Annotated in this window: 29 protein-coding genes; 17 read left to right on the top strand and 12 right to left on the bottom strand. The window is 63.1% G+C overall.

Annotation, left to right across the window (positions count from 1 at the left end; translation table 11 throughout):
- Window positions 1-102 precede the first annotated feature (102 nt).
- The 3 genes from LB558_RS01540 to LB558_RS01550 all read left to right on the top strand — a co-directional run bounded on the left by LB558_RS01540 (window position 103) and on the right by LB558_RS01550 (window position 2,653).
- Complete coding sequence (locus LB558_RS01540; protein ID WP_224695841.1) at window positions 103-1,353, top strand: cytochrome P450; 1,251 nt, start codon at window positions 103-105, stop codon at window positions 1,351-1,353.
- Window positions 1,322-1,615 carry a hypothetical protein gene (locus LB558_RS01545; protein ID WP_224695843.1) on the top strand — a complete coding sequence of 98 codons (294 nt, stop codon included), beginning with the start codon at window positions 1,322-1,324 and terminating at the stop codon, window positions 1,613-1,615. The genes LB558_RS01540 and LB558_RS01545 overlap by 32 nt, the downstream gene beginning before the upstream one ends.
- A 153-nt stretch (window positions 1,616-1,768) precedes the next feature.
- The gene (locus LB558_RS01550) at window positions 1,769-2,653 is read left to right on the top strand and encodes an AraC family transcriptional regulator (RefSeq protein ID WP_224695845.1); all 885 of its coding nucleotides are present in this window, start codon (window positions 1,769-1,771) and stop codon (window positions 2,651-2,653) included.
- A gap of 55 nt (window positions 2,654-2,708) precedes the next feature.
- Here LB558_RS01550 and LB558_RS01555 read toward each other — a convergent pair whose 3' ends face one another.
- The 6 genes from LB558_RS01555 to LB558_RS01580 form a co-directional block, all read right to left on the bottom strand.
- Window positions 2,709-3,059, bottom strand: a complete 351-nt coding sequence (locus LB558_RS01555) for a cupin domain-containing protein (RefSeq protein ID WP_224695847.1) — start codon at window positions 3,057-3,059, stop codon at window positions 2,709-2,711.
- 6 nt (window positions 3,060-3,065) lie between these two features.
- The gene (locus LB558_RS01560; RefSeq protein WP_224695849.1) at window positions 3,066-4,346 is read right to left on the bottom strand and encodes an O-acetylhomoserine aminocarboxypropyltransferase; all 1,281 of its coding nucleotides are present in this window, start codon (window positions 4,344-4,346) and stop codon (window positions 3,066-3,068) included.
- Window positions 4,347-4,568: 222 nt separating this feature from the next.
- A complete protein-coding gene (locus LB558_RS01565) occupies window positions 4,569-5,090 on the bottom strand; it encodes a CoA-binding protein (protein ID WP_224695850.1) in 522 nt (173 codons plus the stop codon).
- Window positions 5,087-5,863: an AAA family ATPase gene (locus LB558_RS01570; protein WP_224695852.1), complete on the bottom strand. Its 777-nt coding sequence runs from the start codon at window positions 5,861-5,863 to the stop codon at window positions 5,087-5,089. The genes LB558_RS01565 and LB558_RS01570 overlap by 4 nt, the downstream gene beginning before the upstream one ends.
- Window positions 5,863-6,285, bottom strand: a complete 423-nt coding sequence (locus LB558_RS01575; RefSeq protein ID WP_224695853.1) for a VOC family protein — start codon at window positions 6,283-6,285, stop codon at window positions 5,863-5,865. The genes LB558_RS01570 and LB558_RS01575 overlap by 1 nt, the downstream gene beginning before the upstream one ends.
- A 10-nt stretch (window positions 6,286-6,295) precedes the next feature.
- Window positions 6,296-7,117, bottom strand: coding sequence for an enoyl-CoA hydratase (locus tag LB558_RS01580; RefSeq protein WP_224695854.1), 822 nt, complete (start codon window positions 7,115-7,117; stop codon window positions 6,296-6,298).
- A gap of 150 nt (window positions 7,118-7,267) precedes the next feature.
- Between LB558_RS01580 and LB558_RS01585 the strand changes: the two genes are divergently transcribed.
- From LB558_RS01585 to rpsI, 5 genes are all read left to right on the top strand, one after another.
- A complete protein-coding gene (locus LB558_RS01585; protein WP_224695855.1) occupies window positions 7,268-7,717 on the top strand; it encodes a PaaI family thioesterase in 450 nt (149 codons plus the stop codon).
- Between the two features lie 71 nt (window positions 7,718-7,788).
- Window positions 7,789-7,953, top strand: coding sequence for a type II toxin-antitoxin system HicA family toxin (locus LB558_RS01590; protein WP_224696213.1), 165 nt, complete (start codon window positions 7,789-7,791; stop codon window positions 7,951-7,953).
- Window positions 7,954-7,975: 22 nt separating this feature from the next.
- Window positions 7,976-8,374: a type II toxin-antitoxin system HicB family antitoxin gene (locus LB558_RS01595; protein ID WP_224695857.1), complete on the top strand. Its 399-nt coding sequence runs from the start codon at window positions 7,976-7,978 to the stop codon at window positions 8,372-8,374.
- A gap of 259 nt (window positions 8,375-8,633) precedes the next feature.
- The gene (gene rplM / locus LB558_RS01600; protein WP_013532205.1) at window positions 8,634-9,098 is read left to right on the top strand and encodes a 50S ribosomal protein L13; all 465 of its coding nucleotides are present in this window, start codon (window positions 8,634-8,636) and stop codon (window positions 9,096-9,098) included.
- A 1-nt stretch (window position 9,099) separates the two neighbouring features.
- Complete coding sequence (gene rpsI, locus LB558_RS01605) at window positions 9,100-9,582, top strand: 30S ribosomal protein S9 (RefSeq protein ID WP_023810272.1); 483 nt, start codon at window positions 9,100-9,102, stop codon at window positions 9,580-9,582.
- A 197-nt stretch (window positions 9,583-9,779) separates the two neighbouring features.
- Here the strand turns inward: rpsI and LB558_RS01610 are convergent, their stop codons facing one another.
- Window positions 9,780-10,679, bottom strand: a complete 900-nt coding sequence (locus LB558_RS01610; RefSeq protein ID WP_224695858.1) for a LysR substrate-binding domain-containing protein — start codon at window positions 10,677-10,679, stop codon at window positions 9,780-9,782.
- A 91-nt stretch (window positions 10,680-10,770) separates the two neighbouring features.
- On the opposite strand from LB558_RS01610, the gene LB558_RS01615 reads away from it, so the two are divergent.
- Window positions 10,771-11,652 carry an aldo/keto reductase family oxidoreductase gene (locus LB558_RS01615; protein ID WP_224695859.1) on the top strand — a complete coding sequence of 294 codons (882 nt, stop codon included), beginning with the start codon at window positions 10,771-10,773 and terminating at the stop codon, window positions 11,650-11,652.
- A gap of 112 nt (window positions 11,653-11,764) precedes the next feature.
- Here the strand turns inward: LB558_RS01615 and LB558_RS01620 are convergent, their stop codons facing one another.
- Both LB558_RS01620 and LB558_RS01625 read right to left on the bottom strand, forming a co-directional pair.
- On the bottom strand, window positions 11,765-12,823 hold the full coding sequence (locus LB558_RS01620; protein WP_224695861.1) for a glycerophosphodiester phosphodiesterase family protein: 1,059 nt from the start codon (window positions 12,821-12,823) through the stop codon (window positions 11,765-11,767).
- Between the two features lie 96 nt (window positions 12,824-12,919).
- Window positions 12,920-14,128, bottom strand: coding sequence for an acyltransferase family protein (locus tag LB558_RS01625; protein WP_224695863.1), 1,209 nt, complete (start codon window positions 14,126-14,128; stop codon window positions 12,920-12,922).
- Between the two features lie 123 nt (window positions 14,129-14,251).
- Between LB558_RS01625 and speB the strand changes: the two genes are divergently transcribed.
- From speB to LB558_RS01640, 3 genes are read left to right on the top strand one after another with little or no spacing between them, the layout of a single operon-like run.
- Complete coding sequence (speB, locus tag LB558_RS01630; protein ID WP_224695864.1) at window positions 14,252-15,259, top strand: agmatinase; 1,008 nt, start codon at window positions 14,252-14,254, stop codon at window positions 15,257-15,259.
- A gap of 30 nt (window positions 15,260-15,289) precedes the next feature.
- Window positions 15,290-16,216, top strand: a complete 927-nt coding sequence (gene argC, locus LB558_RS01635) for an N-acetyl-gamma-glutamyl-phosphate reductase (RefSeq protein ID WP_224695866.1) — start codon at window positions 15,290-15,292, stop codon at window positions 16,214-16,216.
- Entirely contained in the window at window positions 16,213-17,055 is an 843-nt protein-coding gene (locus LB558_RS01640) for an aminoglycoside phosphotransferase family protein (RefSeq protein WP_224696214.1), read from the top strand. The genes argC and LB558_RS01640 overlap by 4 nt, the downstream gene beginning before the upstream one ends.
- Window positions 17,056-17,080: 25 nt before the next feature.
- On the opposite strand, the gene LB558_RS01645 is transcribed toward LB558_RS01640, so the two are convergent.
- The gene (locus LB558_RS01645) at window positions 17,081-18,172 is read right to left on the bottom strand and encodes a COX15/CtaA family protein (RefSeq protein ID WP_224695868.1); all 1,092 of its coding nucleotides are present in this window, start codon (window positions 18,170-18,172) and stop codon (window positions 17,081-17,083) included.
- Between the two features lie 198 nt (window positions 18,173-18,370).
- On the opposite strand from LB558_RS01645, the gene LB558_RS01650 reads away from it, so the two are divergent.
- Complete coding sequence (locus tag LB558_RS01650) at window positions 18,371-18,586, top strand: DUF2842 domain-containing protein (protein ID WP_013532215.1); 216 nt, start codon at window positions 18,371-18,373, stop codon at window positions 18,584-18,586.
- A gap of 15 nt (window positions 18,587-18,601) precedes the next feature.
- Here LB558_RS01650 and LB558_RS01655 read toward each other — a convergent pair whose 3' ends face one another.
- Window positions 18,602-19,660, bottom strand: a complete 1,059-nt coding sequence (locus LB558_RS01655) for a polysaccharide deacetylase family protein (protein WP_224695870.1) — start codon at window positions 19,658-19,660, stop codon at window positions 18,602-18,604.
- Window positions 19,661-19,751: 91 nt separating this feature from the next.
- Between LB558_RS01655 and LB558_RS01660 the strand changes: the two genes are divergently transcribed.
- Complete coding sequence (locus LB558_RS01660) at window positions 19,752-20,972, top strand: GNAT family N-acetyltransferase (RefSeq protein ID WP_224695871.1); 1,221 nt, start codon at window positions 19,752-19,754, stop codon at window positions 20,970-20,972.
- A 4-nt stretch (window positions 20,973-20,976) separates the two neighbouring features.
- Window positions 20,977-21,813, top strand: coding sequence for a GNAT family N-acetyltransferase (locus LB558_RS01665; RefSeq protein ID WP_224695872.1), 837 nt, complete (start codon window positions 20,977-20,979; stop codon window positions 21,811-21,813).
- A gap of 46 nt (window positions 21,814-21,859) precedes the next feature.
- On the opposite strand, the gene LB558_RS01670 is transcribed toward LB558_RS01665, so the two are convergent.
- A complete protein-coding gene (locus LB558_RS01670) occupies window positions 21,860-24,130 on the bottom strand; it encodes a GumC family protein (RefSeq protein WP_224695873.1) in 2,271 nt (756 codons plus the stop codon).
- 258 nt (window positions 24,131-24,388) lie between these two features.
- Here LB558_RS01670 and LB558_RS01675 point away from each other — a divergent pair, with 258 nt between their 5' ends.
- Both LB558_RS01675 and LB558_RS01680 read left to right on the top strand, forming a co-directional pair.
- Window positions 24,389-24,952 carry a polysaccharide biosynthesis/export family protein gene (locus tag LB558_RS01675; protein ID WP_013532220.1) on the top strand — a complete coding sequence of 188 codons (564 nt, stop codon included), beginning with the start codon at window positions 24,389-24,391 and terminating at the stop codon, window positions 24,950-24,952.
- 10 nt (window positions 24,953-24,962) lie between these two features.
- Window positions 24,963-26,093, top strand: a complete 1,131-nt coding sequence (locus LB558_RS01680; RefSeq protein WP_224695874.1) for a glycosyltransferase family 4 protein — start codon at window positions 24,963-24,965, stop codon at window positions 26,091-26,093.
- Window positions 26,094-26,098: the final 5 nt, after the last annotated feature.

Genomic DNA, 26,098 nt, shown 5'->3' on the forward strand with positions numbered 1-26,098 from the left:
AAATCAGACTTTCCGCAGCCGGTCGGCTGGCTCAACGTATTCGATTGCGGGCGCCAACATACGGTCTGGAACCAGGCTGGCAAGCCGCGCTATTGGTCTGGCATGAGCAAATTGACGCCTCCCGCCCTGGCCTTTGATCCAGCCACTCGACATCTGCGGCTTGATCCGCACGAGCCGGCTTTTTTTCAAAACCCTTATGACGCCTATGCTTTCCTGCACGGCGTATCGAATGCATTCTTCTGGGAAGAATTCGGCTTCTGGTGCTTTGGCGGCTTTGACGACGTCAACCGGCTGCTGCGCGACCGCCGCTTCGGTCGCCAGAACCCGGCCGGCATTCCAGACAGTCGCGGCATCGGTCAGGACCGCAGCCATCTCAGCGCTTTCGACGGCGTCGAAGCCAATTCGATGCTGGAACTGGAGCCGCCGGTGCACACGCGGCTGAGAACACTGGTCAACCGCGCCTTCGTCTCGCGCCAGGTCGAACGGCTGCGGCCGCGTGTCGAGGTCTTGGCCAACGAGTTGATCGACCGTTTCGAACCAGGCAAGACGGTCGACCTGTTGCCTGCTTTCGCGGCACCCTTGCCGATCACCATCATTGCCGAAATGCTCGGCGTGCCGGTCGAAATGGGGCCGCAACTGCTCGACTGGTCGCACCGGATGGTTGCCATGTACATGCACGGCCGCACACGCGCGATCGAAGAGACGGCCAACCGCGCCGCCCGCGAATTTGCGGATTTCCTCCGGGGCTACGTCATCGAGCGACGCAGGAATCCCGGCGACGACCTGTTGTCGCTGCTGATCTCGGCGCAGGAGGACGGTGAGAGGTTATCGGAGGACGAGATGGTGTCCTCGGCGATCCTGCTGCTCAATGCCGGCCACGAAGCGACCGTGCATCAGACCGGCAATGCCGTCCGCTCGATCCTTATGCAAGGCGGCGATGTCAGTCGCTTCTTCGGTTCGCCCGAGGCGACCGCGGCAACGGTCGAGGAATGCCTGCGCTTCGACGCGCCGCTGCACATGTTCACGCGCTACGCCTATCAGGAGATCGAGGTCGCGCCCGGCATCGTCGTGCAGCCGGGCCAGACGATCGGGCTGCTGCTGGGCATGGCCAACCATGATCCGCGCGCCTTCGTCGATCCCCTCGCCTTCCGGCCCGGCCGTTCGGACCAGAAGAACGTGTCCTTCGGTGCCGGCATCCATTTCTGCATCGGCGCGCCGCTCGCCCGGCTCGAATTGCAGGTGTCGCTGAAAACCCTGTTCGAACGGCACCCGAAGCTGCATCTTGCCGAAGAGGCGCGCTTCCGCGACACTTACCACTTCCATGGGCTGGAAACGCTCGCCGTCGGCTTTTGACGAAGCGCGGCTGGGCTGCCGGCCTATTTCAACCAGGCGCCAGCCGCAACCACAAGGTCGGTTCACGGAGTGGGTCACCCTGTGCGGCTGCCTTGCCCGCGAAGTGCCGACGCAGGGCATCGGCCAGGAACGGCTCGATCTCCTGGCGCAGCATTATCGCGACGAGATCTGCGATGCGGACATCAAGGCACAGGATGCCTACGTCCTGCCCTTCCACGACACGGCGCCGGAAGCCTGCCTCCGCCAGGTTCCCGCGAAATAGTCATACCCAGGCAGTGCAAGCTTGGCTCGATCCTCGCGGGGAGCCTGAAAGCCGTTGCTGACAGGCCCCTGTTGATCCATGCCAAATCGCAAGATCGGTCGAGCGCGACATATCCGGAAAGGGCTAGCTGGTGTCGCCACGGAGGAAGAAACGTTGAAGGCGGCACTTGAAAACTACCAGACCCGAATGCAGCGGGTGCTGAACCACATCGACCAGCATCTGGATGACGATCTGGGCCTGGAGACGTTGAGCGGCGTCGCGGCGTTCTCGAAATACCATTTCCATCGGCAGTTCACGTCCACCTTCGGGGTGTCCGTGCATCGCTATGTCCAGCTCGCCCGCATGAAGCGTGCTTCGTACAGGCTTGCCGAGAGTGACGCCCAAAGCGTCACCGACATAGCCATGGATGCCGGCTACGACGCGCCGGACGCCTTCGCCCGCGCCTTTCGGCAACGGTTTGGACAATCGCCCTCGTCGTTCCGGAAGTCTCCCGACTGGGGGTCGTGGCTCATGGCCTTCGGGCCCCTCGAAAAAGCAAGGAACACGCTCATGCAGATAATCTTTGAACACGACGACGTGACGATCCGCGATGTGGCCCCGACGCCGGTGGCGATCATGGAGCACCGCGGAGACCGGGCGACGCTCCAGGACACCATCCAGCGGTTCATCGCCTGGCGCAAGGCCGCGGGCTTGTCGCCCGAGACAAGCCCGACCTTCAACGTCTTCCGTTCCGAAAGGGAGCCCGCAGTCCCGGCTGACTATAGCATGGACATTTGTGCCGGGACCGACCAGCCGATCGAGGCGAATGACGCACAGATGAAGGCTGGCGTGATCCCAGGCGGACGTTGCGCGGTGCTGCGCTACCCCGGCAATACGAACAATCTCGAACCCGCAGCACTTTACCTTTATCGTGAATGGCTTCCGGCCAGCGGCGAGGAAGCACGCGACTTTCCGATCTATTGCCAACGACATCTGTCCCACTTCCCGGAGGGGCCGTTACGCGAAGTGGTCGTTGAACTCTTTCTGCCTCTGAAATAGCTCGGCAGGACAGCGGCTTATCCCTTCCGATCGCGAGAATTATGGCAGCGCGAGATCAGAGCTTGATCACATACTCCTTGCGAGTCGTTTCAAGCACTTCCCAGCTGCCTTTGAAGCCGGGCCTCAGCACGAAACTGTCGCCGGCCCGGACGGTGCGCGCTTGCCCGCCGTCCTCCGCGATCACCGAAACGCCGGACAGGATGTGGCAGAATTCCCACTCGTCATAGACGATGCGCCATTTGCCCGGGGTCGATTCCCAGATGCCGGCGTAGAGGCCGCCGTCGCGCTCCTCGACATTCCAGGTGCGGAATTTGGGATCGCCCGAGATCAGCCGGTCCGGCGCCGGCGCGCCCTCGTCGGCGTCGACAGCGTCGACGCCGACGGCAAGAAAATTTGGGTCGCTCATGATCGGTCAGACCTTGGCGAGCGCCTGTTCGAGGTCGGCGACAATGTCGTTGACGTCCTCGATGCCGATCGACAGCCGCACCGTGTCCGGTCCCGCGCCGGCCTTGACCTTCTGCTCATCGGAAAGCTGGCGGTGCGTGGTCGAGGCCGGGTGGATCACCAGCGACTTGGTGTCGCCGACATTGGCGAGGTGCGAGAACAATTCGAGCGCCTCGACGAATTTGACGCCGGCGTCGTAGCCGCCCTTGAGAGCGAAGGTGAACACGGCCCCGGCGCCAAGCGGTGAGTACTTCTTCTGCAGCGCGTTGTTCTTGTCGCTGGGCAGGCCGGGGTAGTTCACCGACGCGACCTTGGGGTGGTTGGACAGCCAGGCAGCGACCGTCACTGCGTTGTCGCAGTGGCGCTGCATGCGCAGCGGCAAGGTTTCCAGGCCGGTCAGGATGAGGAAGGCGTTGAACGGCGAGATCGCCGGGCCGAGATCGCGCAAGCCAAGCACGCGCGCGGCGATGGCGAAGGCGAAATTGCCGAAGGTTTCGTGCAGGACGAGACCGCCATATTCGGGACGCGGTTCCGACAGCATCGGGTATTTGCCCGACTTCGACCAGTCGAAGGTGCCGCCATCGACGATGGCGCCGCCGATCGAATTGCCATGGCCGCCGATGAACTTGGTCAGCGAATGGACGACGATGTCGGCGCCATGCTCGATCGGCCGGATCAGGTAGGGCGAGGCAAGCGTGTTGTCGACGATCAGCGGCAAGCCGTGCCTGCGCGCGATGTCGCCGATCTTCTCGATATCGACGAAGGTGCCGCCCGGATTGGCGAGGCTCTCGATGAAGATCGCCTTGGTCCTGTCGTCGATATGGCTTTCGAAGGTGGAGATGTCGTTGGTGTCGGCCCAGCGCACCTCCCAGCCATAATTCTTGAAGGCATGGCCGAACTGGTTGATCGAACCGCCGTAAAGCTTGTTGGCGGCGACGAAATTGTCGCCCGGCTGCATCAGGTTGTGGAACACGATCACCTGCGCTGCATGGCCGGAGGCAACCGCGAGGGCCGCCGTGCCGCCTTCGAGGGCCGCCATGCGTTCTTCCAGCACCGCCTGGGTCGGGTTCATGATGCGGGTGTAGATGTTGCCGAAGGCCTTCAGCCCGAACAGCGAGGCGGCATGGTCGGCGTCGTCGAAGACGAAGGAGGTGGTCTGATAGATTGGCGTGGCGCGCGCGCCGGTCGCCGGGTCGGGCTTGGCGCCGGCATGGACGGCGAGCGTATTGAAACCGGGCGTGCGGGTCATCGAAACCTCCCTTTTGAAATTCTTGAAATGGCCGGGCATTCTTGGCGAAGCCCGAGCGGGAATGCAAAGAAGAAAATACCCTTCGGCGAATGATCTGCGGCCGAGGCCCTAGAAAATGCGCTGACCTGAGGAATAATTTGCGCCAAGGCGCATTGCGCATCAGGCCTTGCTTTTGGTGCACGTCGTTATCCCAAACCGCCGCGCACTTTTGAGCGACGCGCACTATTTCTGGCGCACGCCGAAACTCTGGAATCCCGACCGCATCAGCGGCTTCTTCGAAGACAGCACGCCGGAATTGACACCGGTCCAGCCGATCTCTCCGGACAGCTTGCCATATTCGATCTTGGGGCAGCGGTTCATCACCACCTTGATGCCGGCAGCCTCGGCGCGCGCGGCGGTCTCGTCATGGCGCACTCCGAGCTGCATCCAGATGACTTTCGGCAAGGGATCGAGCCGCAACGCCTCGTCGACGATGCCCGGCACTGCCGCCGGCGCACGAAAAATGTCGACCATGTCGATTGGCTCTGGAATATCGGCGAGCCTCGCATAAGTCATCCGGCCGAGAATCTCCTTGCCGGCCTGGCCAGGATTGATCGGAAACACCGAAAACCCCTTGGCCAGCAGATATTTCAGCACGAAATAGCTTGGCCGCACATCATTGGCGGATGCGCCGACCATGGCGATGGTCTTCACCGAATTGAGGATGCCGGCGATGTAGGTGTTGTCGTAGCTATCGTGGTTCATGCCTCGTCCTCATACAACGCCTCGTCGAGAAAGCCATCCGGGTCATTGCTGAAATCGCGCAGCATGCGGAAGTGGTCCGTGTCGCGAAAGTCGGCGGGCTCCAGCCCGAACCGGCTGATGCGGAACAGCCGCGCGCCGGGGCAAGCCATCAGCAGCGGCGAATGCGTCGCCATGATCACTTGAGCCGTACCGGACTGGTCCATGCGCCGCAGCATCTTGAGCAGCTCGATCTGGCGCGTCGGGGAAAGCGCGCTTTCGGGCTCGTCGAGAATATAGATGCCTTGCCTGCGGCAGCGCTCCTCGAAAAAGCGAATAAAACCTTCGCCATGCGACCAGGACAGGAAGTCCGGCGGTGCCTCGCCAGACTCCAGCGCCGCCTGATCGAGATAGCGAGCCACGGAGTAGAAGGATTCGGCACGAAAGAACCAGCCGGCGGTGACCTTCGGCAGCCAATGGCCACGGAATGTGTCTGCAAGTGCTGTACCACTTTTGTCGACGGCGCCGGAATGGTCGACCGGCCTATATCCCTTGCCGCCGCCGGCTTCGTCATAGCCGGCCAGCGCGCCGATGGCCTCGAGCAGCGTCGACTTACCGGTGCCATTCTCGCCGACGATGATGGTGATCGGCGTGGTGAATTCGAGTTCGAACTCGTGGCCGCGAAACAGCGGCAGGTTCCATGGATATTTTTCCCAATCCTCGACCCGCTCGGGGGCGAGCAGGATGCGCTTCAGGTAGGGAGCCTTTAGCCGCGTCAGCTGCTTGCGATGGGCCATCAGCCAGGTAGCGAAATCGTGCCGTCTTCCGCGATCGGAAAGGCCGGATTGTGCGCCACTTCCCAGACATGCCCGTCGGCATCGGCAAAATAGCCGTACCAGCCGCCCCAAAAGGCGCGGCCGGCCGGCTTGACGATGCGGCCGCCGGCATCTTCCGCCCTGGCGAGCACGTCGTCGACTTCGGCGTCGGAGCGAGTGTTGTAGGCGAGGTAGACCGCCGATGGCGCCGCGGCGAAGGCGATGCCGGAATCCTCTTCGGCGCTGGCGCGCGGGAACAGGCCCAGAATGACGCCGCCCATCTGGAAGAAGGCGACACCTTCGGTAATGCCGGCATGCCGCTTCAAGCCCATAGCCTCGTAGAAGCGCACCGCGCGGTCGAGATCGTCGGTGGCGATGGTGATGATGGAGATGCGCGGCTCCATGGGGCTGCTCCTATTCCTCCGTCCATTCCGGCTTGCGCTTGCCGATGAAGGCGCCGATGCCTTCCTCGGCGTCACGCGCGAGCATGTTTTCGACCATGATCCGGCCGGTATAGGCGTAGGCGTCCGCCAGCCCCATTTCGGCCTGCGTGTAAAACGCCTCCTTGCCCGTCTTGATCACCAAAGATGATTTGGAAGCAATGGTTTGCGCGTATTTGGTGACGATCTGATTCAGATATTCGCGCGGCACGACGCGGTTGACCAGGCCGAACTCCTTGGCGGTCGCCGCATCGATCGTCTCTCCGGTCAGCAGCATCTCCATGGCATGCTTGCGCGAGACATTGCGCGACAACGCCACCATGGGCGTCGAGCAGAACAGGCCGATGTTGACACCCGGCGTGCAGAAAGTCGCCTCATGCGAAGCGATCGCTAAATCGCAGCTGGCGACCAGTTGCAGCCCGGCGGCGGTGGCGAGGCCGTCAACTTCCGCGATGACGGGCACGGGATGGCGCACGATCGCCTGCATCAGCGTCGCACAAGCAGCAAACGTCTCTGCGAAGAAGGCCTTGCCATGATCGGCGTCAGTGCGGCGCGCGGTCATTTCCTTGAGATCGTGGCCGGCGCAGAACACTTTTCCGGCCGCCGATAAAATGATGACGCGAACGGCCTTGTTGGTCTTGGCGCGCTCGAATTCCGTCGTCAGCGCCGCCATTACCGCCAGCGACAGGGCGTTGGCGGGGGAATTGGCGAGTGTGAGGCGCAGCACGCCCTTGTCCAATTGTGCAACAACCGGACCATCAACGGCGGCAGGTTTGATGGCAAGGATTTCGGCCATGGATAAGGTCTCCGCGATTCCGCTCGGGGCTGGCAAGTATCTAGTACCGGATCGGGTTTCATCCAACACCCATTGCTTGCACCAGGGGACGAAGGTTGTCAGAAATGCCGCGCCGCGCCCATACAGCTACGCACAAAATGAGAGACCGACATGCCCGCCCAGACCAATTTGAAGCCGGTGCTGACCGCGCAACAAGTCAACGCGCTGATGGAGACCGTCTATCCGCAGCTCAATGAGCAGTTCAAATATTTCGAGGCGATCGACGTGTTCCCTGGCGGCTGCACCGTGCGGCTCAATGCCGGCGAGCGGCACCTGCGTCCCGGCGGCACCGTATCCGGCCCGTCGCTGTTCACGCTGGCCGACATCGGCGGTTATGTCTGTGTGCTCAGTCATGCCGGGCCGGATGCGCTTTCGGTCACCGTCAACCTCGACATCAATTTTGTGCGCAAGGCCGAGGCCGGGCCGATCGACGGCCATTGCCGCATCCTGAAGCTCGGAAAGAGCCTGATGGTGTTCGACATCGACATCGTCGCCGGCCCGGACGGACACACGGTGGCGCACGCCACCGGCACCTATTCGATCCCGCCGAAGCCATCCTAACGATTGAACTTTCGTTCGATGTGTATATATATGCGCACAGGTGACTTTTTCTCGAACGTGACAGCCGTAAGATCGTAAAGCGTCTCAAGGAGGACGGGTTCGAGTTGATTTCCGTGCTCGGCTCGCACCACAAATTCCGGAAGGGCGGGATTGTGTTGATTGTTCCGCATCCCGAGAAGGATCTGCCAACTGGCACTGCTCGCGCGATCGGCAAGCAAGCTGGTTGGATCAAATAGGCCGAGCGCCCCGGAGACCGTAATGAAGAACTATTTCGCCTTGGTCGACAAAGATCCCGAGAGCGCATTCGGTATCCGCTTTCCAGACATTCCCGGCTGCTTTTCGGCTGCGGACGTAGCGGAAGACATCGTGCCCAATGCCGTTGAGGCCTTGCAGTTGTGGGCAGAGGACATGCCCGTTCCCGAACCGTCCAGCCACGAAGCAATTGTGGCCCTGCCCGACATACGCGACGCACTTGCCGAAGGTGGCTATCTGGTCTCCGTGCCGCTTATCGACAATGACAGTGCCGTTGTCAGGGCGAACGTCACTTTCGAGCGTGGTGTCTTGCGGGCGATCGACGCCGCCGCCCGCGAACGCGGCATTACGCGATCAGCGTTTCTTTCGAGCGCCGCACGCCGGGAAATCGAGGCCAAGCACTGAGACTGCCCAAGATAAGCTGCCGTGGATCGGTGTGGTAAAATAATACCTTTTATCTAAAGCATTGTTTTCAATGAACTTTGCTCGCCGTCCGCTTTCTCGCGCGCCTTGACGCGATCACCACCCTCCCCTATAAGCCCCTCACGAAGCAGCGGCCCGCAAAGGCCGCCGTTTTGTTATTGGCGGCGGGCAAGCGCCTTTCGCCAATCCAAGCAACAAGAAACGCCTTCTCTTATGAAGGTCAGAACCGAGAGCAGAAAACATGACAACCTTTTCGCAGAAGCCTGCGGATGTGGTGAAGAAGTGGATCCTGATCGACGCCGAAGGTCTCGTCGTCGGTCGCCTGGCCACTGTCATCGCCAATCATCTTCGCGGCAAGCACAAGCCGACCTTCACCCCGCATGTCGACGACGGCGACAACGTCATCGTCATCAATGCCGACAAGGTGGTGTTCACCGGCAAGAAGTTCACCGACAAGGTCTATTACTGGCACACCGGCCACCCAGGCGGCATCAAGGAGCGCACCGCGCGCCAGCTGCTCGAGGGTCGTTTCCCCGAGCGTGTCGTCGAGAAGGCCGTTGAGCGCATGGTCCCGCGTGGTCCGCTCGGCCGTCGCCAGATGAAGAACCTGCGCGTCTACGCAGGCGCCGAGCATCCGCATGTCGCCCAGCAGCCCGTCGTGCTCGACGTGGCCAAGCTGAACGCCAAGAACAAGAAGGTCGCATAAGATGGCTGAGCTTTCCTCGCTCGCAGAACTGGGCGCCGCCACCGGCAACACCAATACCCAGCCGGCAGCCCCTGTCCACGTCCAGAAGCTCGACAAGTCGGGCCGCGCCTATGCCACCGGCAAGCGCAAGAACGCCATTGCGCGTGTCTGGGTGAAGCCGGGTTCCGGCAAGATCATCGTCAACGACAAGGAATTCGCGACCTATTTCGCGCGTCCAGTCCTGCAGATGATCCTCAACCAGCCGATCATCGCCTCCAACCGCGCCGGCCAGTACGACATCGTCGCGACGGTCGTCGGCGGCGGTCTCTCCGGCCAGGCGGGCGCCGTGCGCCACGGCATCTCCAAGGCGCTGACCTACTACGAGCCGACGCTGCGCGCCGTGCTCAAGAAGGGTGGCTTCCTGACCCGCGACAGCCGCGTCGTCGAGCGCAAGAAGTACGGCAAGGCGAAGGCCCGTCGTTCGTTCCAGTTCTCGAAGCGCTAAGCACTTCGCAGCTTCAGACAGTCGAAAAGGCCGCCTCCGGGCGGCCTTTTTGTTTGCGGCTCGGCAGTCACCCCACCCGCGCCTGCGGCGCGATCTCCCCATCGAAGGGAGGTAGAAGAGCGCGACGCCCTACCTCCCCTTGCTGGGGAGGTCGGCGCGCAGCGCCGGGTGGGGTAATGGCGCCGGCATAAAACAGGTCAGGCCTTGCCGCCCTTGATATAGTCGATGAACGCCCGCAGCGGAGCCGGCACCAGACGCCGGCCGGGATAATAGAGAAACGGTCCGGGAAAACTCTGCCACCACGGTTCGAGCACCGGCTCAAGCGCACCGCTGTCGAAGTAAGGGCGAAGCCAGCCCTCGAAGAGGCCGATGATGCCGGTGCCGGCGATGGCCGCGTCGACGGCCAGATCGGTTGCACCGCCGATCCGCACGATCAATGGCCCCGTCGGATCCACCCGCACCACCTCGCCGTCGCGCTCGAATTCCCATGGCAACATCGCACCGCTGGCAAAGCGTCCGCGCACGCAGGAATGGCAAAGCAGGTCGCTCGGGTGTTCCGGGCGCCCATGGCGAGCAAGATAGGCAGGGCTGGCGGCGGCGGCGAAATGCTGCACGCGCGGTCCGATCGGCACTGCGATCATGTCCTGTTCCAGCCGTTCGTCGTAGCGGATGCCCGCATCGCAGCCGGCCGCCAGCACGTCGACGAAGTTCTCGTCGGCGATCACCTCCAGCCTGATACCGGGATAAGCGGCCAGAAAACCCGGGACGATGTCGGGCAATATCAGCCGAGCAGCACTAACCGGCACATTGAGACGCAACGAGCCCGCCGGCCTGTCGCGAAAGCCGTTCACCACGTCCAGTGCCGCCTCCACCTCCGACAGCGCCGGGCCGAGCCGCTCCAGAAGGCTAAGGCCCGCCTCGGTCGGAACAACGCTGCGCGTCGTGCGATTGAACAACCTGACACCAAGCTGTGCCTCGAGGCGACGCACCGCCTCGCTCAAGCCCGATGCGCTGCCGCCACTGGCACGCGCGCCATCGCGAAAGCCGCCGGCGCGCGCCACTGCCACGAAAGCGTTCAGATCACTGAGGTCCATCATTGTTCGCTATTCCGCACGGCCTGTGTGGATTGTACCGGATTATCACGAGGTTGGGCAGCGCCTATCTCTGGCTCCTCAAAGGAGATCAATCATGTCCAATATTCAACAGGCCGGCACCTTCACCCCCGCCACCTTCAAGCTTGGCAGCCACACCGTGAAGCGGCTTGGCTACGGTGCCATGCAGCTTGCCGGTCCCGGTGTGTTCGGGCCGCCCAAAAACCATGACGCGGCATTGGCCGTGTTGCGCGAGGCCGTTGCGCAGGGGATCGACCACATCGATACCAGCGACTTCTACGGTCCGCACGTCACCAACCAGCTGATCCGCGAAGCGCTGGCGCCCTACAAGGACGATCTCGTCATCGTCACCAAGATCGGCGCCCGGCGCGGCTCAGATGGATCGTGGCTGCCGGCCTTCTCTCCCGAAGCCTTGACCCAGGCTGTGCACGACAATCTGGACAATCTCGGCCTCGAGGTGCTCGATGTGGTCAATTTGCGCATCATGTTCGATACCCATGGTCCAGCCGAGGGATCGATCGAAGCGCCGCTGACCGTGCTGGCCGGGCTTCAACAACAGGGCCTGGTCAGGCACATCGGGCTGAGCAACGTGACGTCGGCGCAGATCGCGCAAGGACGCCGGATCGCCGAGATCGTCTGCGTGCAGAACCAATACAATCTGGCGCATCGCGGCGACGACGCGCTGATCGACAACCTTGCCCGCGACGGCATTGCCTATGTGCCGTTCTTCCCGCTCGGCGGCTTCAATCCGCTGCAATCCTCCACCCTGTCGGACGTCGCAGCGCGCCTCGGCGCCACCCCCATGCAGGTGGCGCTCGCCTGGCTGCTGCGCCGCGCGCCCAATATCCTGCTGATCCCCGGCACATCGTCGGTCGGGCATCTCAGGGAAAACCTAGCGGCGGGCGAACTGGAGCTTTCGGAGGGTGCGCTGGGGGAGTTGGATGCGATGGCGGCTTGAGGCGCAGGACCTGCATGCGGCTATGGAAGCTAAGGCAGTCTTCGGACGGCCTTTTTAGGGCTCGACAGTCACCGGCGTTCCAAGGTGGCGTGACTGCGCCATCATCGGATTGCTAATTGATACTCGCCGTATTCGCCGGCTCAGCCGGCCGCGCCTCGTTCGCATAAGGCATGCGAAAATCATGCGCCGCCAGCCAGTCGATGGCCGCCTTCGGCTCGTCGGTCTGGATGATGGTGGCGCCGCGATCGGCCCAGAAACCCCAGGCTTCGCGCGGCAGGCTGGCCTGCACGGCCAGTTCGTCACCGCGGCCGCCGGCGAGGAAGCCGCCCGGCTTGCCAATGATGGCGTAGGTGTCGGCCCAGATGTGCCAGTTGCCCCGCACCGCGGCCGCGCGCATGCGCGTGCTGAACAGTGGTCCGCCGGTCTCGGTCAGCGTCTCGGAGCCTGCCTGCCAGTTGATCAGCTCGATCGCACGCGGCGAGAAGGCATGGTCGACCGCCTCGGCGAAGCCGGCATCACGCACCGCGTCATCGGCGATGATCGGCATGAACTGGAAGCCGCCGCCGATGACATCCATGGCGGCCTTGACCGTGATGATCCGGTTCTGGTTCCAAAGGTTCTCCTTGACGATGACCTGTTCGGCCATGCCGAGATCGCGAGCGACCGCGATCATGCCCGAGAGGTCGCCGACGTCGAGCTTGTTGTCGAGGTTGATGAGGATCCTGTCCCTGGTCGCCGTCAGCATCTCGCGCAGCGTCGAGACTGTTTCACCTGTCACCGCACCGGTGCCCTCGACCACCAGCCGGCATTTCCTCAGTTCGCCCAGTGTGTATTTGACCACCTCGCCCTTGCAGGTCGTGGTGCGGTCGAGCCAACTGTCATGCATAACGACGAACTCGCCGTCCTTCGAGCGCCTGATGTCGACCTCGACGATTTCGGCGCCCATGGCGATCGAGCCTTCGACAGCGGCAATCGAATTTTCCGCATAGAGCGTCTTGCCGAGCTGCATGCTGCCGGCGCGATGCGCTGCCACCATGACGTGGTCGCGCCACTGGTTGGCATACTCAAAGCGGTCGAGGATCTGTCTGGCGCGGGTCTCGCCGGCAAAGGCCTGGCCAGAGGCGGCTGCCTGGGCCGTGTAAAGCAGAAGACTCAGCCAAAGGGTCCGCATCGAGAATCGCTCCTTGCCGGATCGACACCCGGATAGGCGATGCCCGTGACATCTGGGTGAACGAAGCCGGCTAGCGGAATACTCGCAGCAGGTACGTCAGATGCGTTTCGAGAGCCTGCGGAACCACGCCATGGCCGGCATCTCGACGAAACGCCAGGTGATCCAGGAGGCGGCAATGGTGGCGGCGAGCATGACAATGATCGCCGCCGCTCCCATCCAGCCGGCAGCGAAGCCGGTGGCAGGCTGGCCGCGCAGCATGAAATCGCCGATCAGGCCGAGGCCAAGCTTGCGCTCGACGAGCCCGGCGACGTTGATCAGGCGCGCCTGGACGAAGATGTGGACCATGTAGATCGAATAGGACAGCGCGCCGAGCGTCAGCATGAATGGGGCTCTCAGCAAGGCGCTGATCCAGCCGCCCTCATGAGCGAACAGAAACAGCGCCAGCGCGAACACCAGCGGGGCCGCGATGCCAAAATCATTGTCGCCGGCCAGCGAGACGAAAAGCACGATGACGGCCACCATGACGATCTCGGCAAGGGTCCAGTCCATGCGTGGGCCGCTTCTGGCGAGGGCCTGTCGCGCCCCTGCAATGGAATCATGCTGAAACCAGGCCAACAAGGCGCCGAGCGAGAAGCCGTACAGGCAGCGGATGAAACCGAAATCGAAGGACACATCCATATGATGGGTCGAGAAGCCGAGCAGGAACAGCGGCGCGGTGACGGCGGCGGCGACGAACCATATCCAGGCGCGCGCGCCGGCGACGAAGACCACGCCGGCAAACAGGAGATAGGCGAAGAACTCCGCCGAAATGCTCCAGCTTGGCGCATTCCAGGTCAATTGATCCTCGAAGCCGACACCTTGCAGCAGCAGAAGATTGGCAAGCAGGCTGTGGAGATCGAAGCCACCGGTGAAGGGAGCAGCCCCGGTGCCGTGCAATTGCGGCAGCATCAGCCGCAGCAGCTCGAAGCCGGCAAAGGCGGCAAGCATGAGCAGATGCAGCGGGTAGATGCGGCCGAAACGGACCAGTGCGAAGCGCGCGACCTGTTCCGGCTGGTTCAGCCTATCGCCGTAGCTGCTGGCAATGACGAAGCCGGACAGAACGAAGAAGAAATCGACGAAGAGGTAGGACGAACCGATGAAGGCGCTTTGCGAAATCGCCGAACCGGTCGGGAAGTGAAACAGTGCCACCAGAAGCGCGCAAATGCCGCGCCACGAATCGAGAACCAGGAAGCGTTCACCCGCGATCGTACCGGTGTGGGTCGACGCCGCGCCACGGGTGGGGTTAAGAAACGCGGTCTGCGTCATGATGATACAATCCTGTCTTGCCGTGGCACTCGGGCAGCGCCGTTTCGTTTCCCCAAGCTGTGACTGGCATCTTCCGTGCCGGTTCTGTAGGGGTTGCACCCCGATGAAAAACGAGGATCCGTAATGGCGAACAACAACATCGACAACGCCTTCACCGCCCGTTCCAAAACGGGCGCCGCGTTCGAGCCGACCTATTCCGGCGCGCTGTCGTTCATGCGGCGCAAATACACCAAGGACGTGAAGGGCGCGGACGCGGTGGTGTGGGGTATCCCCTTCGACGCCGCCGTCACCAACCGGCCAGGCGCTCGTTTCGGGCCGCAGGCGATTCGCCGCGCCTCGGCGATCCTCGACAACGACCCGCAATATCCGTTTTCACGCGATCTGTTCGAGCATCTGGCGGTCGTCGACTATGGCGATTGCCTGCTCGATTCGGGCAACCACCAGAAGACACCCGGCACGATCGAGCGCGAAGCCGCCAAGATCTTGAAGTCGGGCGCCTTCCTGCTGACGCTCGGCGGCGACCATTTCGTCACCTGGCCGCTGCTCAAGGCGCATGCCGCCATCCACGGTCCGCTCGCCCTGGTGCAGTTCGATGCGCATCAGGACACCTGGCCGGACGACGGCAAGCGCATCGACCACGGCTCCTTCGTCGGCCGCGCCGTCAAGGAAGGCATCATCGATCCCGATCGTTCGATCCAGATCGGCATCCGCACCCATGCGCCCGACACGTTCGGCATCAAGATCCTCTACGGCCATGAAATCGAGGAGATGCGGGCGTCCGATATCGCCTACGCCATCGTCGACCGCACCGGCGGCAAGAAGACCTATCTCACTTTCGACATCGACTGCCTCGATCCGGCCTATGCGCCGGGAACCGGCACGCCGGTCGCCGGCGGTCCGTCCTCGGCGAAGATCCTGTCGACGCTGCGCCAGCTCAACCAGATCGATATTGTCGGCGCCGATGTCGTAGAGGTTGCGCCGGCCTATGATCACGCCGATATAACGGCGATCGCCGGCTCGATGGTGGCCATGCAATATCTCGGCCTGCTGGCGGAGCGAAAGGCACGGCTCGAAGAGCTGAATAACGGCAACCACAATGGTGCCGCAGTGAATCACGGTAACGGCATATAGTCCTAGAATATCAGGGAATTTGATCAATCCATGAAACCGAAAATCTTCATCGACGGCGAACACGGCACCACCGGCCTGCAGATCCGGGCGCTGCTTGCCGAGCGCGGCGACCTGGAAATCATCTCGGTTCCCGCCGAGCGCCGCAAGGAAACGGCTGCGCGCGCCGAGTTCCTCAATGCCGCCGATGTCGCGATCCTGTGCCTGCCCGACGATGCGGCGAAGGAAAGCGTCTCGCTGATCGCCAACGACACCACCAAGGTCATCGATGCATCGACCGCGCATCGTGTGGCCGAGGGCTGGGCGTATGGTTTCGCCGAGATGGACAAGACGCAGGCGAAGACGATCGCTTCGGCAAAGCGCGTCGCCAACCCCGGCTGCTGGCCGCAGGGACCGATCGCCACGCTGCGGCCGCTGGTCACATCAGGCCTGCTGCCGGCGGATTTCCCGATCACCGTCAATGGCATTTCGGGCTATTCGGGCGGCGGACGGCCGATGATCGAGGACTATGTCGCCAAGGGCGAGGACGCCTCGGAATTCCTGCCCTACGGCCTCACCCTGCAGCACAAGCACGTGCCGGAATTGAGGGCCTATGCAAGGCTGTCGCATGATCCGATCATGCAGCCGGCGGTCGGCAACTTCGCGCAAGGCATGATCACAGTCGTGCCGTTGCAGCTCGGCGGCCTCGACCATGTGCCGACCGGTGCGGAGCTGCATGCGGCGATTGCCGACCATTTCGCCGCCATCAAGGGCGGCGTGGTCGAGGTGGCGCCCTATGCGCATTCGGAGCGCATGCCGGAGATCGATCCGGAGATCTACAACGGCACCAACCGGATGAAGGTTTACGTCTTCGCCAACGACAAACGGGCGCAGGCCCTGCTGCTGGCGGTCTACGACAATCTCGGCAAAGGCGCCTCGGGTGCCGCCGTCCAGAACATGGACCTGATGCTCGGCCTCTGATGGACACGCCAGCCTTCCCGGCGCGCTGGAAGGTCGGCGCGCCCGAACTCATTGCCGAGACCTTTTCGAGCCGCATCTGGAAGGTCTTCCGCGACGATGGCTTGCCGGCAATCGTCAAGGCGCTCAAGCCGTTCGATGACGTCGCGGACGAGTTGCGCGGCGAGCATTATCTCGCCTGGCGGCGGGGCGAAGGCGCGGTGCGCCTGCTCGGCCGCGACGGCCACAGCATGCTGCTCGAATATGCCGGTGAAACCCTGCTGCAGCAGGTTCTCGACGAACAGGGCGACAATGCCGCCACCGCAATCGCGGCGGAGGTGATGGCAAAGCTGTTTTCGCCGTCGAAAGACCCCTTCCCGCCCGAGCTTCAGCCGCTCGGGGAGCGTTTTTCAAGCCTGTTCAAGAAGGCCGCGACCGATCGCGACGCGGGCCGTGACAGCCTCTATGTCGAAGCAGCCATCATCGCCGAGCGGCTGCTGGCCGATCCGTACGATGTCAGGCCCCTGCATGGTGACCTGCATCACGAAAACATCCTGCACGGGCCGCGCGGCTGGCTGGCGATCGATCCAAAGGGCGTGCTCGGCGATCCCGGCTTCGATGCCGCGAACATGCTCTACAACCCGCTCGACCGGGACGATCTCTGCCTCGACCCTGAGCGAATCGCGCATATGGCCGAAGTCTTTGCCCACACTCTGGGCCAGACGCCGACCGCTATCCTCGATCATGCCATTGCCTATGGGTGCCTGTCGGCGTCCTGGCATCATGAGGACGACAATGCGGTCGAGGAGAATCGCGAATTGTCGATCGTCAAGGCGATCCGGGCGGTGCGGGCAAGCTTCTGATTCGATCCAGTAGATCAGCTCGGGATCAGCCCCTGAGCGCTATTCCCGTCGGCAAGGGATAGGCTCCCTTGGTGCCGCGCCAATGGGCTGCGGCAAAGCCCAGCACGATCAGCGCAAATCCCTGATGGGTCAGCGCCATGTGCAGCGGCACATGCATCAGCAGCGTGCCGATGCCGATCGACGCCTGCACCAGCACCAGTAGAAACAGCAGCGTCGCGCGCCGCGCATGCGTCGAGCCTGGCAGCCGCCGGCGCGTGGCGATCATGTGCCACAACGCCACGATGAACACCGTGTAGGCGCCGAGCCGGTGGACGAACTGCACCGTCTTTGGGCTTTCAAAGAAGTTGCGCCATGCCGGCTCGAGGATCAGCAGATCGCCCGGAATGATCTTGCCGTCCATCAACGGCCAGGTGTTGTAGCTCAGGCCCGCGTCGAGCCCGGCGACCAGGCCGCCGAGATAGATCTGGATCAGCGCCAGCAGCACGATGAAGCCGGCCAGCCTCTGCGTCGACCTATCGGCGGCAGGGTCGGAATGCGGTGCCAACCCTCGCGCGACCACCATGGTGGCGGTGAAGATCAGCGCGGCAAGCGTCAGGTGGGTCGCCAGCCGGTACTGGCTGACGGAAACCCGGTCGACCAGGCCGGAAGCCACCATCCACCAGCCGATGGCGCCCTGCAGGCCGCCGAGGAGGAGAATGCCCACGAGTTTCGGCCCCAGGCCCCGCTCGATGCGGCGCGTCGCCCAGAAGAACAGCAGCGGCAAGGCAAAGACCAGACCGACGCTGCGCGCCAGGATGCGGTGCGCCCATTCCCACCAGAAGATCGACTTAAACGCCTCGATGCTCATGCCCTTGTTGAGCTCGGCATATTGCGGAATCTGCTGGTACAGCTGGAATTCCTCTTGCCACTCGGCATCGTTGAGCGGCGGGATCACACCATGGATCGGTTTCCACTGCGTAATCGAGAGGCCGGAATCGGTGAGCCTGGTGGCCCCGCCGACCAGTACCAGCGCAAACAGCACCAGAAGCACCCCATAGAGCCAGCCGCGCAGGAGCGCCCGGTTATGAAGGTCGCGCTCGCGGGCCACGAATGGCGCGGCAGCTGATATGGCAGCCATGGTCTTGTCCCGGCAAGTTGGTTTGGCGGATTGGTGGACCATCGCACCCGTGCTGGCAAGACCATACGACGCGGCACGCCGTCGCGCCGCGTCTCACCGGTTGCACAGTCTCGCCTCAAGGCCTATGCGAAGCCAATACCCCTTTGAGCCTGCAGGCCGCCTGTGCAAATTCCGGCATGCTCGATCAGGAGACCAACCATGCCCCTGCGCCTGAAAAAGCTGATCGGAATGTTTCTGCTGGTGGCGCTGGTCATCATCTATGCGCTGGTCGCATCGATCTTCGCGGTCGCCCGGCTGTCGGAGTCGGGTCCGTGGGTGCATTTCCTTTTCTTCCTGCTGAGCGGCCTGCTCTGGGTGCTGCCGGCAATGGGCATCATCAAATGGCTGATGCTGGAGCCGAGGGCCAAGCGATAGGCGAAACCGCCAGCGTCAGATGGTGACGACCATCTTGCCGGCATTGGCGAGCGGAGTCGTCACGCCAGACAGCATGGTACGGATGTGGGCGAGGCTCTGGTAGCGGCCGTTGACGGAAATGCGCGGCAAGGCATGCAGGAACCCGGCATGCTCGGCGCGCAGCACACCGTGGCGTGTCGTCACCGCGGAGGTGTAGCCGGCGTCGCGGGCAAAGCCCACTTCGCGGCAGCCGACGGCACTGGCATAGCCATAGGGGTAAGCAAAATGGCGGGGCTCTTCGTCCAGTTCGGCCCGCAACATGGCGCGCACGTCACCTACCTCACGCCGTGCATCGGCTTCGGAGAGCCGCTTCAGATTGCTGTGGTTGATCGTATGGGCGCCGATCGTCACCAACGGATGCGCGGCGATGCGGCGGATTTCCTCCCAGTTCATCAATGTGCGCAAGCGTGGGCCGTCGGAGTCGATGCCGTTTGCGCAAGCCAGGTCACGCAACACGGCCTGCAGGTCCTCCTCGCGGATTTCGGCGGTGAGATAGGCGTGCAGGCGTGCATTGGCCTGCAGCTTCTTCGCGGGGGTCGAGCAATCGATCGTCAGCGGACCATTCGGCCGCGTCAGCGTCAGGGTATCGCGCGCGTTGACGATGTCCTCAACAACGTCCCACCACAGATCGGCTGTGCCGTTGATCAGCCCGGGCGCGACATAGATGGTGATCGGGGCGCTGTGCTTCTCCAGCACCGGCAGCGCCTCGACCATGTTGTCACGATAGGCATCGTCGGCGGTGATCGTGGCAAACTGACCGCCCTTGCCGCCCGCCTTGATGCGCTCGACGGCTTCGTCCATGGGGACAAAGGCATAGCCATGCGCCTTCATGTCGGCGATCATGGCATCGAGGAAACCGGGCGCGATATTCAGATGCCGGTTGACGCTGTCGGGCCGTTCCGGCGTCGCGGTAACACGGTGCAGCATCAGGATGGCGCCAATGCCGCCGATAAACGGCTTGGCCAGCGGTGCGAGGCCGGTGTAGCGGGCGACGTTGAGCGCCAGTTTCCGGATTGCCTCCCCGCCGTCGATCATTCATTCACCTTTTGCGCCTAGGCTGATCCAAGCACGGAACGCGCCTATGCGAACCCCCAAATCGCGATCAATACGCCCTAAGGATTGAGGTATGGTTGACGCAACAGCGTCATTTGACGGCAATCGGCGTGCGGCGACCGATACGGCGCGCGCCTTGCCCCGGGACCACGCCGGCCTATCGATTTCAGTGGCGTCCGCGGAAGGGCTCGCGGCCTATGCCGAGTTCTGCCGCTCGGCGCTGTATGCGCCGGCGCAGAGTGCCTCTTGGATCCTGAACTGGGTCGGACAGGTCGAATCGGATTTGCTCGTCGCGACGCTGAGCGCCGAAGGCAAGCCGGTTTTTTCGCTGGCACTGGAGGTCACCGCCAGCGGTCCGTTCCGCGTCGCCCGCTTCATGGGCGGCCGCCACGCCAACGGCAACTTCGTCGCCGCAGACCCGAACTGGCTGGCCAAGCCGGATATACCGGCCCTCCAATCGGTGCTGGCGGCCATCGCCAAGGCACGCTCGGACATCGATCTGGTCGCGCTCGAGCGGTTGCTGCCCGATCTCGACGGCGTCGCCAATCCGCTCGCATCGCTTGACCATTTTTCCAGCCCCAATCTGTCGCTGGCCGTCGATCTCGCCGGCGGCTTCGATGCGCTGCTTTCGCGCGCCAGCGGCAAACGCAAACGCAAGAAGCACCGGTCGCAAATACGGAAATTCGAGGCCGTAGGCAGCCATCGGCGCATCGAGGCCCGCACCCCCGACGAGGTGGACAGGCTGCTCGACGCCTTCTTCGAGATGAAGGAACTCCGCTTCCGCAAAATGGGCATCGCCAACGTTTTTGGCGACGCACAGGTACGCGGCTTTTTCCGCGCGCTGTTCATGCAGGCGCTTGCCGAGGACAAGCCTTCCTTCGTGCTGCACGGGATCGAGGTTGCCGGCAAGCTGCGCGCCATCACCGGTTCAAGCCGCTCGGGCAAACGCCTGATCTGCGAATTCGGAGCGATCGCCGAGGACGATCTCGGGCACGCCAGCCCCGGCGATTTCCTGTTCTTCGACAACATCCAGGAAGCCTGCGAGACCGGTTTCGAGGTCTATGACTTTTCGGTTGGCGATGAGCCTTACAAGCGGCTGTGGTGCGATATCGAAACGCGGCATTTCGAAGTGCTGGTCCCCTTGACCGTGAAGGGCCGCATGCTGGCGCTGACGCTTCGGCAAGGCGCGCGGCTGAAAGCCTTCGTCAAGAACAGCCCGACGATCTGGAAGCTGACCAAGGTGCTGCGCCGCAAAGCCGCCGGCCAGGCAGCGCCCGCGGAGGAAGACAGCTAGCGCCATGAAGCCGATTATCCGCACACTGTCCCTGCAGGAACTGGCGCTTCTCGTCGACTGGGCGGCCGAGGAAGGCTGGAACCCAGGTCTTGAAGACCCGGCGATGCTCCAGGCGGCGGACCCCGAAGGGTTCATCGGCGCCTTTGTCGGCGACGACATGGTCGCGGCAATTTCGGCCGTGGCCTATGGAAGCGAATTCGGTTTCATCGGCCTCTATATCTCCCGGCCTGACATGCGCGGCATGGGCTACGGCAAGACGGTGTGGGACGCCGGCATGAAAAGGCTCGCAGGCCGGACCGTCGGCCTCGACGGCGTCGCCGAGCAGCAGGCCAATTACCGGCGCAAGGGCTTCGGACCGGCCTACGAGACCATCCGCTTCACCGGGCGCAAGGCAGGCCCGACGGTCAGGGACGATGGGTTGCGGATGATTACAACGCAACTTCTGTCCGATGTCATCGCCTATGACGCCCATTGTTTTCCGGCGCCACGATGGGCCTTCCTGCAGCGATGGCTGCAGGAACCGCATCATGGGCTGGCGACAATCGGTTCGCGCGGCGTCACCGGCTTTGGCGTGGCGCGCCGCTGTCGATCCGGCTTCAAGATCGGCCCGCTGTTTGCCGACGACATGGAAATCGCTTTGCAACTCCTGGAGGGACTGGCAGGTGCCTGTGAGGGCGGCGAGCTGCACATCGACGTCCCCGCCGATAACACCGGCTTCATAACTGCGCTCGATGCGGCCGGCTTTGCGCCGACCTTCACCACCACGCGCATGTACAAAGGTCCTGCCCCGGAACTGGACCTGCAAAGGGTGTTCGGCGTAACGACCCTGGAACTGGGATAGATCGGGCCAACCGCTGACCGGCTCCGCCAAGCGATACGCAGCTCTCTCAGGCGGCGGCAGTGCGCCGTCCCGGCACCGGATTGCCTGGCGGTTCGTGGCCGAGCGGCGTCACCAGCGTCAGGTCGGGATAGCCGTTCTCGATCAGCTTGACCGCAGCCTGCGTCACCTCATCGTCGGCCTCCAGCATGGAGAGAAAGACCTCGGTGGCGTCGCCGGTCAGACGGCCGATGCCTTGCGCGTCGGCCGGTCCGCACTCGACCACGACCAAGTCGTAGGCTGTGGTCAGCGACTGCATGATGATCGGCAGCCGGTCGGCGGCACGCATGGCACGAACCGGATCGGCGGTTCCGACCGGAATGACGTGACAGTCCGAGTAGAGATCGGCATGGATGACGTCACTGAACTGCGCTTCCGAAGCGAGCAGGTTGGTGATGCCCGGGAAAAGGCCGCTGTCCAGCATCGGCCGTGAGGCGGCCCCCGACGCGGTGAGGTCCAGCAACAGCACGCGCAGGCCGGCGTCGGCGACCTCGCGCGCCACCAGGATCGCGGATGCAGCCGCCTCGTCGCCTTCCGGCGAGACGAATATGGCGCGCGCCGCACCGCTGGAGATCAGCTTTTCGGCAGCCTTCTCGATATCGATCTCGCCCAGGGTGGAACGCGCCGGTTCGGGCTCGACAGCCTTTTGCTCAGCCGCCGCCGTAGCGGGCATTGCGACCACATCCGGCGCCTCGGCCATGGCCGGCATCGCGGCGGCATAGGGCTCCGCATCGGCTTCATCCGCACGTTCAGGCAGTTCCTGACGAATGACGGGGTCCTGCAGGATGGCAGGCTCGTGGCGGACAAATGGCTCGGAGACCGGCGTCTGCACCACATGGGGCATTGCGACCTCATCGATCCGTTCGAAACGGGAACCGCTCGCCGGCCGCATCGCGCGGCCTGAAAACAGCTCCCGCAGAAGCGTCACGATGGCCATGATCAGCAGCGATGCGGCGAAAGCCGCGCCGACGATCGGCCCGACCTTCGGGAAATAGGCCTCGGAGGGAACCGAAGCCTTCGAGGCGATCCGGGCGTCGACGGGCAGATAGTTGCGGTCCTGGCGCGAAGCGGCTTCGCGGTAGTTGGTCAGGTACAGTTCGAGTTGCTGTCGCTTGGCGGTCGCGTCACGCTGCAGTGCGTCGAGATCTACCTGCTGTTCGCCGGCCTGCGCCGAAGCGGCTTTCAATGTGTTGACGTCGGCGACAAGCTGGTTCTCGCGGGCCTTTGCCGTCTCTGCCTGCATCAACAGGCCTTTCATGATCTTCTGGGCCTCGCTGCGGATCTGTGCGTCGAGATCGGACAGTTGCGATTTCAGCGCGCGAATGCGCGGATGATTGCCAAGCAGTGTCGTCGACAAATCGGCGATGTTGGAGCGCAATTCGACCTGTCGCTCACGCAAGCGTTGGATCAGGTCCGATGACAGAACCTCCGGCACGGCATCCAGCGAACCGCCATTCTGCAGCGCCCTGCGCACACCGTCGGCGGTCGCTTCGGCAGCGGCGCGGTTGGCGCGCACTTTCGACAGTTCGCTCGACAGTTCCGAAAGCTGCTGGGTGGCCAGCACCGAATTGTTGCCACCCATCAGAAGATCGGACTGGGCGCGGTAGGCGGCGACCTTCGCCTCGGCATCCTTGACCTGCCGCTGGAGGTCGGCGATCTCGGGCGCCAGGAAGTCGGCGGCGGCGCTGTTCGATTCGAGCTTGGCTGCCCCTTGCCCCGCTATATAGGCGGCGGCGATAGCGTCTGGTATGGCGGCCGCGAGCTTGGGATCTTCCGATGAGAACTCGATGGCAATGATGCGGGTCTTCTCGACGCCGTAGACATTGAGCTTCTCGTGCATTTTCTTGAGCACGCGCTCTTCCGTCGGAATTTCCATCGGGTCGCTTTTCAGGCCGACCAGGACCAGAGCGCGGCTCAGCGCCGACATGTCGAGCGCCTCATTGAACTCGGGCAGTTTTTCCAGACCAAGCTTTTGCGAGACCTGCTTGAGGATTTCGTTGGAGGAAATGATCTGGACCTGGGTGGCGACGCCCTGCTCGTCGAGAATAGGCTTGTCGGTGTCGTTGTTGTTGCTGGCCGGCCGCGTATAGATGGATTCGCGCGGCGCGATCTCCACCTGCGTCTCGGCCTTGTAGTGCCGGGTTGCCAGCGAGGCGAAAGCGAAGGCCAGCCCGGTTGCCAACAGGACGACAACGACTATACGCAGCCAATTCCTCGCCAGGCTGGCGAAGAGCTGCCTGAGATCGACATCGACATCTGCGGCCGCGGACTGAACGGACATGCATCCCTACTCCGATACTGGGTCAGCACGCACCGTAAACAACTATGGTAACTCAGCCGTTAAGATCGTGGTAAGTTTTCGTTAGGGTTTACTGGCGCGTCACAAACAAAACCGCCAAAAATCGCAAAAACTCTTGCCGATGCGCCGCGTGCCGGCCGCTCCCTTTACCGGCCATTAACCCTAACAGGATGATAACGGACCTCGATCCCTAGAGTTGCTGCGACGTTGCAGCGACCAGTCGAAGGTACCTGTCCGGCCATGAAAAGCACTGCTTCCCTGTTTCGCGCGCTGCTTGCCGTATCGATGCTTGCTGGCTGCTCCAGCTACCGGCCGACGCCGGCGGCCTTCCATGAGGTGCTCGATCAGCCCTATCGTCTTGGCGCCGGCGACCGCGTCCGCGTCACCGTGTTCGAGCAGGACGGATTGACCAACACCTACAGCGTCGACCAATCCGGCTACCTCTCCTTCCCGCTTGTCGGCGCCATACCGGCGCGCGGCCACACCGCACAGCAGATGGAAAAGGAGATCGCCGACAAATTGCGGCAAGGGTATCTGCGCGATCCCGACGTTTCGGTCGAGATCGACCGCTACCGGCCGATCTTCGTCATGGGCGAAGTGGGTGCCGCCGGCCAATATTCCTACGTTCCCGGCCTGACGGTGCAGAAGGCGATCGCCATTGCCGGCGGCTTCACGCCGCGCGCCAATCAGGAAAGCGTCGACATCACCCGCGACATCAACGGCAAGGTGATGACCGGCCGCGTGGTCACCTCCGACCCGCTGCTGCCGGGTGATACGGTCTACGTCCGCGAACGTCTGTTCTGACAGATACCAAGTGGCGGACAGGCTCAGGATCGTCCATTGCTTTCGCTCACCCGTCGGAGGAATTTTCCGGCATGTGCGCGACCTGACCGAGGCGCAGGTCGCCGCCGGGCATTCCGTCGGCATCGTCTGCGATTCGACGACAGGCGGCGCGTTCGAGGAACATCTGTTCGATCAGATGAAGGACATGCTGGCGCTCGGCATTCATCGCACGCCGATGCAGCGCCACGTCGGTCCCGGCGACCTTGCCTCGGCTTGGCGCACATACAGAATCATCAAGGAATTGCGGCCGGACGTACTGCACGGGCATGGCGCCAAGGGTGGCGCCTATGCCCGTCTGTTCGGCTCATTGTTGCGGGTATCAAGGTCTCGCGTAGCCCGCCTTTATTCACCGCATGGCGGCTCCCTTCACTATGACGAGAACACGACCACCGGAAAGCTGTTCTTCGCGCTCGAGCGCTTCATGGCTCGCTTCACCGACTATCTGCTGTTTGTCTCGGACTATGAGCGGCGGACCTATCGCCACAAGGTCGGCGAGCCGCCCATTCCCAACACCCTTGTCTACAACGGCCTGCGCGCCACAGAATTCGAGCCGGTGATCACCGCGCCGGACGCAGCCGACCTGCTTTATATCGGTATGATGCGCGACCTGAAGGGACCGGACATCTTCATCGATGCATTGGCGCTCGCCGGCGCACGGTTCGGCCGCCCGCTGACCGCGGTGATGGTCGGCGACGGCGACGACCTTCCGCGTTATCACGGGCAAGTGAAACGCCTCGGGCTCGAGCGACATGTCCGCTTCCTGCCGCCGATGCCGGCCAGGGAGGCCTTTGCCCTTGCCGCGCTTATCATCGTTCCTTCGCGCGCCGAAGCCATGCCCTATATCGTCCTGGAAACGCTTGCCGCGGGAAAGCCGATGATCGCAACCGCGGTCGGCGGCATTCCGGAGATATTCGACACCGGTTCCCCTGCCCTGATCCGACCCGACCCGATCGAGCTCGCCGAAAGGATGAGCCGGGCGCTGGCCGACCCGGCCGCCTATTGCGACCTGATGCCCGATGGCGCCAACCTCAAGGCGCGCTTCGGCGCCGATGTGATGGCCGCTGACATCGAGAAGGCCTATTTCGCCGCGCTCGACAGGTAGGCGTA

This window comes from Mesorhizobium sp. CO1-1-8 (assembly GCF_020164875.1).
GTDB lineage: Bacteria > Pseudomonadota > Alphaproteobacteria > Rhizobiales > Rhizobiaceae > Mesorhizobium.

Excerpts from the sequence above, each read along its gene's own strand:
- LB558_RS01615 (WP_224695859.1), top strand. The coding sequence starts at position 10,771 with ATGTCCAATATTCAACAGGCCGGCACCTTCACCCCCGCCACCTTCAAG.
- LB558_RS01570 (WP_224695852.1), bottom strand. The coding sequence starts at position 5,863 with ATGGCCCATCGCAAGCAGCTGACGCGGCTAAAGGCTCCCTACCTGAAG.
- rplM (WP_013532205.1), top strand. The coding sequence starts at position 8,634 with ATGACAACCTTTTCGCAGAAGCCTGCGGATGTGGTGAAGAAGTGGATC.
- LB558_RS01565 (WP_224695850.1), bottom strand. The coding sequence starts at position 5,090 with ATGAACCACGATAGCTACGACAACACCTACATCGCCGGCATCCTCAAT.
- argC (WP_224695866.1), top strand. The coding sequence starts at position 15,290 with ATGAAACCGAAAATCTTCATCGACGGCGAACACGGCACCACCGGCCTG.
- rpsI (WP_023810272.1), top strand. The coding sequence starts at position 9,100 with ATGGCTGAGCTTTCCTCGCTCGCAGAACTGGGCGCCGCCACCGGCAAC.
- LB558_RS01645 (WP_224695868.1), bottom strand. The coding sequence starts at position 18,172 with ATGGCTGCCATATCAGCTGCCGCGCCATTCGTGGCCCGCGAGCGCGAC.
- LB558_RS01670 (WP_224695873.1), bottom strand. The coding sequence starts at position 24,130 with ATGTCCGTTCAGTCCGCGGCCGCAGATGTCGATGTCGATCTCAGGCAG.
- LB558_RS01655 (WP_224695870.1), bottom strand. The coding sequence starts at position 19,660 with ATGATCGACGGCGGGGAGGCAATCCGGAAACTGGCGCTCAACGTCGCC.
- LB558_RS01580 (WP_224695854.1), bottom strand. The coding sequence starts at position 7,117 with ATGGCCGAAATCCTTGCCATCAAACCTGCCGCCGTTGATGGTCCGGTT.
- LB558_RS01595 (WP_224695857.1), top strand. The coding sequence starts at position 7,976 with ATGAAGAACTATTTCGCCTTGGTCGACAAAGATCCCGAGAGCGCATTC.
- LB558_RS01610 (WP_224695858.1), bottom strand. The coding sequence starts at position 10,679 with ATGATGGACCTCAGTGATCTGAACGCTTTCGTGGCAGTGGCGCGCGCC.
- LB558_RS01545 (WP_224695843.1), top strand. The coding sequence starts at position 1,322 with ATGGGCTGGAAACGCTCGCCGTCGGCTTTTGACGAAGCGCGGCTGGGC.
- LB558_RS01620 (WP_224695861.1), bottom strand. The coding sequence starts at position 12,823 with ATGCGGACCCTTTGGCTGAGTCTTCTGCTTTACACGGCCCAGGCAGCC.
- LB558_RS01625 (WP_224695863.1), bottom strand. The coding sequence starts at position 14,128 with ATGACGCAGACCGCGTTTCTTAACCCCACCCGTGGCGCGGCGTCGACC.
- LB558_RS01665 (WP_224695872.1), top strand. The coding sequence starts at position 20,977 with ATGAAGCCGATTATCCGCACACTGTCCCTGCAGGAACTGGCGCTTCTC.
- LB558_RS01560 (WP_224695849.1), bottom strand. The coding sequence starts at position 4,346 with ATGACCCGCACGCCCGGTTTCAATACGCTCGCCGTCCATGCCGGCGCC.
- LB558_RS01575 (WP_224695853.1), bottom strand. The coding sequence starts at position 6,285 with ATGGAGCCGCGCATCTCCATCATCACCATCGCCACCGACGATCTCGAC.
- LB558_RS01650 (WP_013532215.1), top strand. The coding sequence starts at position 18,371 with ATGCCCCTGCGCCTGAAAAAGCTGATCGGAATGTTTCTGCTGGTGGCG.
- speB (WP_224695864.1), top strand. The coding sequence starts at position 14,252 with ATGGCGAACAACAACATCGACAACGCCTTCACCGCCCGTTCCAAAACG.
- LB558_RS01675 (WP_013532220.1), top strand. The coding sequence starts at position 24,389 with ATGAAAAGCACTGCTTCCCTGTTTCGCGCGCTGCTTGCCGTATCGATG.
- LB558_RS01555 (WP_224695847.1), bottom strand. The coding sequence starts at position 3,059 with ATGAGCGACCCAAATTTTCTTGCCGTCGGCGTCGACGCTGTCGACGCC.
- LB558_RS01585 (WP_224695855.1), top strand. The coding sequence starts at position 7,268 with ATGCCCGCCCAGACCAATTTGAAGCCGGTGCTGACCGCGCAACAAGTC.
- LB558_RS01660 (WP_224695871.1), top strand. The coding sequence starts at position 19,752 with ATGGTTGACGCAACAGCGTCATTTGACGGCAATCGGCGTGCGGCGACC.
- LB558_RS01540 (WP_224695841.1), top strand. The coding sequence starts at position 103 with ATGAGCAAATTGACGCCTCCCGCCCTGGCCTTTGATCCAGCCACTCGA.